At 48.4% G+C, this 5266-nt stretch carries 4 protein-coding genes; all 4 read right to left on the minus strand.

Features of this window, described 5'->3' with window-relative positions; translation table 11 throughout:
* Nucleotides 1–208: 208 nt before the first annotated feature.
* A complete protein-coding gene (gcvP, locus tag ACMJ0U_RS12425; protein WP_417130188.1) occupies nt 209–3058 on the minus strand; it encodes an aminomethyl-transferring glycine dehydrogenase in 2850 nt (949 codons plus the stop codon).
* Nucleotides 3059–3106: 48 nt separating this feature from the next.
* On the minus strand, nt 3107–3748 hold the full coding sequence (locus tag ACMJ0U_RS12430) for an MBL fold metallo-hydrolase (RefSeq protein ID WP_417130189.1): 642 nt from the start codon (nt 3746–3748) through the stop codon (nt 3107–3109).
* Nucleotides 3749–3753: 5 nt separating this feature from the next.
* Nucleotides 3754–4383 (minus strand): 16S rRNA (guanine(527)-N(7))-methyltransferase RsmG, encoded by a 630-nt coding sequence (gene rsmG / locus ACMJ0U_RS12435; protein WP_417130190.1) that lies wholly within the window; start codon nt 4381–4383, stop codon nt 3754–3756.
* A gap of 6 nt (nt 4384–4389) precedes the next feature.
* Nucleotides 4390–5266, minus strand: an 877-nt coding sequence (locus tag ACMJ0U_RS12440) for a DUF3298 domain-containing protein (RefSeq protein WP_417130191.1), incomplete at its 5' end; no start/stop codon positions are given.

Below are 5266 nucleotides of genomic sequence, written 5' to 3' on the forward strand. Positions count from 1 at the left end.
CCAAACAAAAACTTTCATTTTTCTTTTAAGGCTGCTCAAATGATTCAAATTTCGTCAGGATAACTGCTGAACATGTATCCTCCCTATGCGGAAAAACAGGGAATACCATTTCCGGTCTTATACAAAAAGAGCCACTGCGAATCCCTCTTTTACGAAGAAATGCAGTGGCTCTTCTTATTTCTATCAAGCCAACGTGGCTTTAAATACCTTATTCAAAACTTCCGTAGCGTGTAGGCAGCAGCTTACGGTCGCCCAATGTATTGTCGATACGTGCCACGTTAATCCAGAATTTGTTGTCTCTTACACTTTGAATCGGATAAGCAGCTTTTTCACGTCCGTAAGAATGATTCCAGGCAGGTCCCACAATTTCGTATTCCGGATGAGGAGCATTCACCAATACGTTGTCTTCTTTGTCGGCCTTTCCAGACTCAATCTCTGCAATTTCTTCACGGATATGTACCATGACATCCACAAAGTTATCCAGCTCTGCCAGGCTCTCACTTTCCGTCGGTTCAATCATCAGCGTGCCGTGTACAGGGAAGGAAAGGGTAGGTGCATGGTAACCGTAGTCCATCAGACGCTTGGAAATATCATTTTCCGAAATCCCGCTTTCTTCGTGTATCTTCCGGCATTCCAGAATCATTTCATGACCTACGAAACCATTCTTTCCGCGGTAGACCACTCCATACGCATCTTTCAGGCAAGCAGCCAGGTAGTTGGCATTCAGAATAGCCGTTTGAGTAGCTCTTCTCAAGCCTTCTGCTCCCATCATGCAGATGTAGCCGTAAGTAATCGGCAGGATACCGGCACTTCCATACGGAGCGGCAGACACCTGATTCTGCGGATTGCCCGTGCTGACATGTCCCGGAAGGAAAGGAACCAGATGCTCGGCCACACAAATCGGACCTACACCCGGACCGCCACCACCGTGAGGACTGGCAAATGTCTTATGCAGGTTCAAGTGACACACGTCCGCCCCGATAGTACCCGGGTTGGTCAGTCCCACTTGTCCGTTCATGTTTGCCCCGTCCATATATACCTGTGCGCCACAAGCATGGATAATCTTGCATATCTCCCTGATTTCTTCCTCAAAGATACCGTGAGTAGACGGATAAGTAATCATCAAGGCAGCCAGTTCGTCTTTGTGCGCTTCAGCTTTCGCACGCAAGTCTTCCAAATCCACGTTTCCATTCTCATCGCAGGCACACGTCAGCGGTTCATAACCTGCCTGCACAGCCGAAGCCGGATTGGTGCCATGTGCCGAAGCCGGAATCAATACCAGCCGGCGGTTACCCTGTCCGATGCTTTCCTGGTAGCTTCTGATTACACGCAAGCCTGTATATTCACCAGCCGCACCGGAGTTCGGCTGAAGAGATACTCCAGCAAAGCCTGTAATCGTCTTCAACTGTTCCGAGAGATTCTGAATCAAGGTCTGGTATCCCGCAGCCTGGTCTTCGGGTACCAACGGATGAAGGTTCATCCAGGCCGCATGGCTGAGAGGCAGCATTTCGGATGCCGCATTCAGCTTCATGGTACAAGAGCCCAATGAAATCATGGAGTGAGCCAACGAAATATCCTTCCGTTCCAGACGTTTGATGTAACGCATCATTTCCGTTTCGGTGTGATATTTCTGGAAGACTTCGTGAGTGAGGTATGTGCTCAGGCGCTGGAACTGTGCGGCCACGGGAGCCTTTTCCGGTATGACACATACATCGTGCATCGGTTCTTCTGCCGCTACGGCGAAAAGATTCAGAATCAGGCTGGCATCCGCTTGTGTAGTAGTCTCGTCTACACTGATACCCACTTCGCCGTTATCAAAATAACGCAGGTTGATTTCCTTGCTCAATGCAATGGTACGCACTTCCTGGATGGTTACGTTGTCTGGCAGCTGAATTCTCAGTGTATCAAAGAAATTTTCATTCTGCAATTTATATCCCAGCTTCGTGAGCTGCTCTGCCAGCCAGAAAGCCACGGCGTGCACATGATTGGCGATTTCCTTTATACCTTCAGGTCCGTGATATACGGCATAGAATCCCGCCATGGTAGCCAGCAGCGCCTGTGCCGTACAGATATTGGAAGTGGCTTTTTCACGCTTGATATGCTGTTCGCGGGTCTGCAATGCCATACGGTAGCACAGATGCCCGTACTTGTCTTTTGACAGACCGATGATGCGTCCCGGCATGTTTCGCTTGTATTCGTCGCGAGTAGCGAAATAAGCCGCAGAAGGCCCCCCGTAGAACATCGGCGTGCCCAGACGCTGTGAACTGCCGAAAGCGATGTCAGCTCCCCATTCACCAGGAGGAACCAGCAGGGCAAGCGACAGGATATCGGCTGCTACGGCCACTTTGCATCCGGAAGCATGCGCCTGTTCGGCAAATTCCCGATAGTCTTCTATGCTTCCGCTGTTGTTCGGATACTGTACGATGCAGCCGAAAATGTCCGGTGTAAAAGTCAGGTTCTTGTAACTGCCGACTTTCACTACCATTCCCTGCGGAATGGCCCGGGTGCGGATAACCGCCAGCGTCTGAGGAAATATTTCTTCATCCACAAACAGCACGTTGGCCTGGGCCTTCTGCTGTGCACGACTTCTCAGCCCGTACATCATCGTAGCCGCTTCTGCCGCAGCTGTCGCTTCATCCAGCAGCGAACAGTTGGCCAGCGGCAAGGCAGTCAGGTCACTGATTACAGTCTGGAAATTCAGTAACGCTTCCAGTCTCCCTTGAGAAATTTCAGCCTGATAGGGCGTATAGGAAGTGTACCACACCGGATTTTCGAACACGTTACGCTGAATGACCGCCGGAGTTACCGTGTCATACCATCCGCATCCGATATAAGTCTTATATAGCTTGTTCTGGGCAGCCAGCTTACCAATATGCTCAGCAAATTCACGCTCCGTCATGGCAGTTTCCAGCTTCAGTGGCTCCTTTAAAAGGATGTTGGCAGGAATGGTCTTCTCTATCAATTCATCCAGACTGTTCACACCAATCTTTTTCAGCATCAGCGGAAGCTCTTCTTCCCCAATGCCGATGTGTCTGTTTGCGAAGGTCGTTGTTTTCATGATTATTAGGGTAAGATTTATGGTTTTCAAGATAAAAGAGATTGATAATCAGCGGAAGAAAGGATTGTTCATCTTTTCATAACCGATGGTTGTGGGGTTTCCATGACCTGGATACACCATTGTTTCGTCAGGAAGTATCAGCAGACGTGATACGATACTTTCCCTCAGCTGGTCAAAGTTTCCACCTTCCAGGTCAGCACGCCCGATGCTGCCCCGGAACAGTACGTCGCCACTGAACATGCAGTGCTGCGCTTCACAGTAGAATACCATGCTTCCGGGAGAATGGCCGGGTACGGCAAGCGCTTTCAGTTCCATGTTCCCAATCTTTATAAGGTCGCCGTCATGGATGTAACCACCTAGGGCAGGAGGCTCCTCGTTCAGAGGGAAACCGAACATACGGCAATATTCCGCCGTTCTCGGCAGCAAAAATTCATCCTTCTGTCCGGCCTCGGCACTGATGCCAAGCTCTCTGAGCATAAACGCATTGCCGAAGATGTGATCCAGGTGCAGGTGAGTATTCAGCAGATGCGTCACCGTAAGCCCGTTTTCCACGATAAACTTCTTCAGCGTCTGCTGCTCTTCCTGATAATAACATCCGGCATCAATTACAGCTGCCTGTAGCGTTTCCTCGTCCCACACCACATAGCAGTTGACCGGAAACATATTGAATTCAAATGTCTTTATTTTCATATCGATTATCCGTTGATTGTGACATAAACCACTTTCTTGGTCTCAAAAAATTCCTCTTCAAAATAATCCTTCAAATCGTAGATAAGAGTCTGATGCTTTACGGGCATGACTTCCCGTTCCAGTTCCCCACCTTTCAGGCAGATTAATCCGTTGGGGAGAGCGTTGTGCTGTTCTTCCTTCCGGATATTCTTACGGATGATTTTCAGCAAATCAGTCAGCGGCATTACAGCCCTGCTTACCACGAAGTCAAACAATTGCTTTTCTTCCTCCGCACGGCAATGGCGGGTAGTGACATTCTTCAAGCCGATGGCATGGGCTATTTCGGTAGCCACCTTCACCTTCTTGCCGATGCTGTCTACCAGGTGGAAATGCGTTTCAGGAAACAGGATAGCCAGCGGGATTCCAGGAAACCCGCCGCCAGTACCCAAATCCATTATGTTTGTCTCCGGGCGGAACTGTATGATTTTGGCAATACCCAGTGAATGCAGCACGTGATGCTCATACAGATTGGTAATGTCTTTTCGTGAAATCACGTTAATTTTGCTGTTCCAGTCGGTATACAAATCATACAAAGCCGCAAACTGCTGTTGCTGAACCTCACTCAGGTTCGGGAAATATTTTAGAATAATATCCATGTACGATTATTTCTTGAGTAAATAAGTATTGATTTCTTCATAAGGAACCGTCAGCTGGAAACGTCCCATGTAATAAGGCGCAATGTCATAGGTATTATAAAGGAATGTCACCCCTTCTTTTTCGAGCAGGAAGTTATCGGGCACATACAAGTCTGTATCCAGCAAGATACCTACCGACTGAAGTCCCTCTACACAGGTCAGCGTGTCTGTCTCCAGCTTTTTATTGGCTTCTGCCAGCAGCTTGCCCAGAATCAGCTTACAGATATCCTCCTCAGCTCCTTTAGCAAACACTTCGCTCTTTTCCAGGCTTTTCCCGTTGGCCGCGTCAATGTTGACCCACCGTGCCCATGTGTTGGGATGTGCACCTCCGGTATACTGGAAAGTTGTGACGGCATAATTCCATATACTGTCTTTGCCTTCTTTCAGCTCCGAGTTTATCTCATACTCGTAGTTATACCAGTTGGGAATCTCATCGGGCTTCATGCCGTTTTTTACGTCGGTCTGGTAACTTCCCAGTACATCTTTCAAATAATCACCTGCCAGACTTTCCTTGATAGACGAGACAAAGGCTTGTGGAGAAATAACTCCGGCATGTGCACTTGAAAAAGCATCTTCCAGCACCTGATTGATTACCTGTGTCAGCGAATCGTTCTTGTCGGCCGACTTTAAATATTTGAAATTGATTTTAATCTGGCAATTAGGTGATTCCGTGTTGGCTGCATCCAGATAGACAATCGTATCCATAGGAATGGAATCCACTGAAACTTCGTTTCCTCCGGCTGTCCCGTTTCCGATACACCCCGGTAGCATCATGGTGGAAAACAAGCCACACACGACAGAGGGGAATAATCCTCTTTGTATTTTTTTCATCATGTTCAGTTGT

The sequence above is a fragment of the Phocaeicola sp. genome, from assembly GCF_048170425.1.
Taxonomy (GTDB): Bacteria; Bacteroidota; Bacteroidia; order Bacteroidales; family Bacteroidaceae; genus Phocaeicola.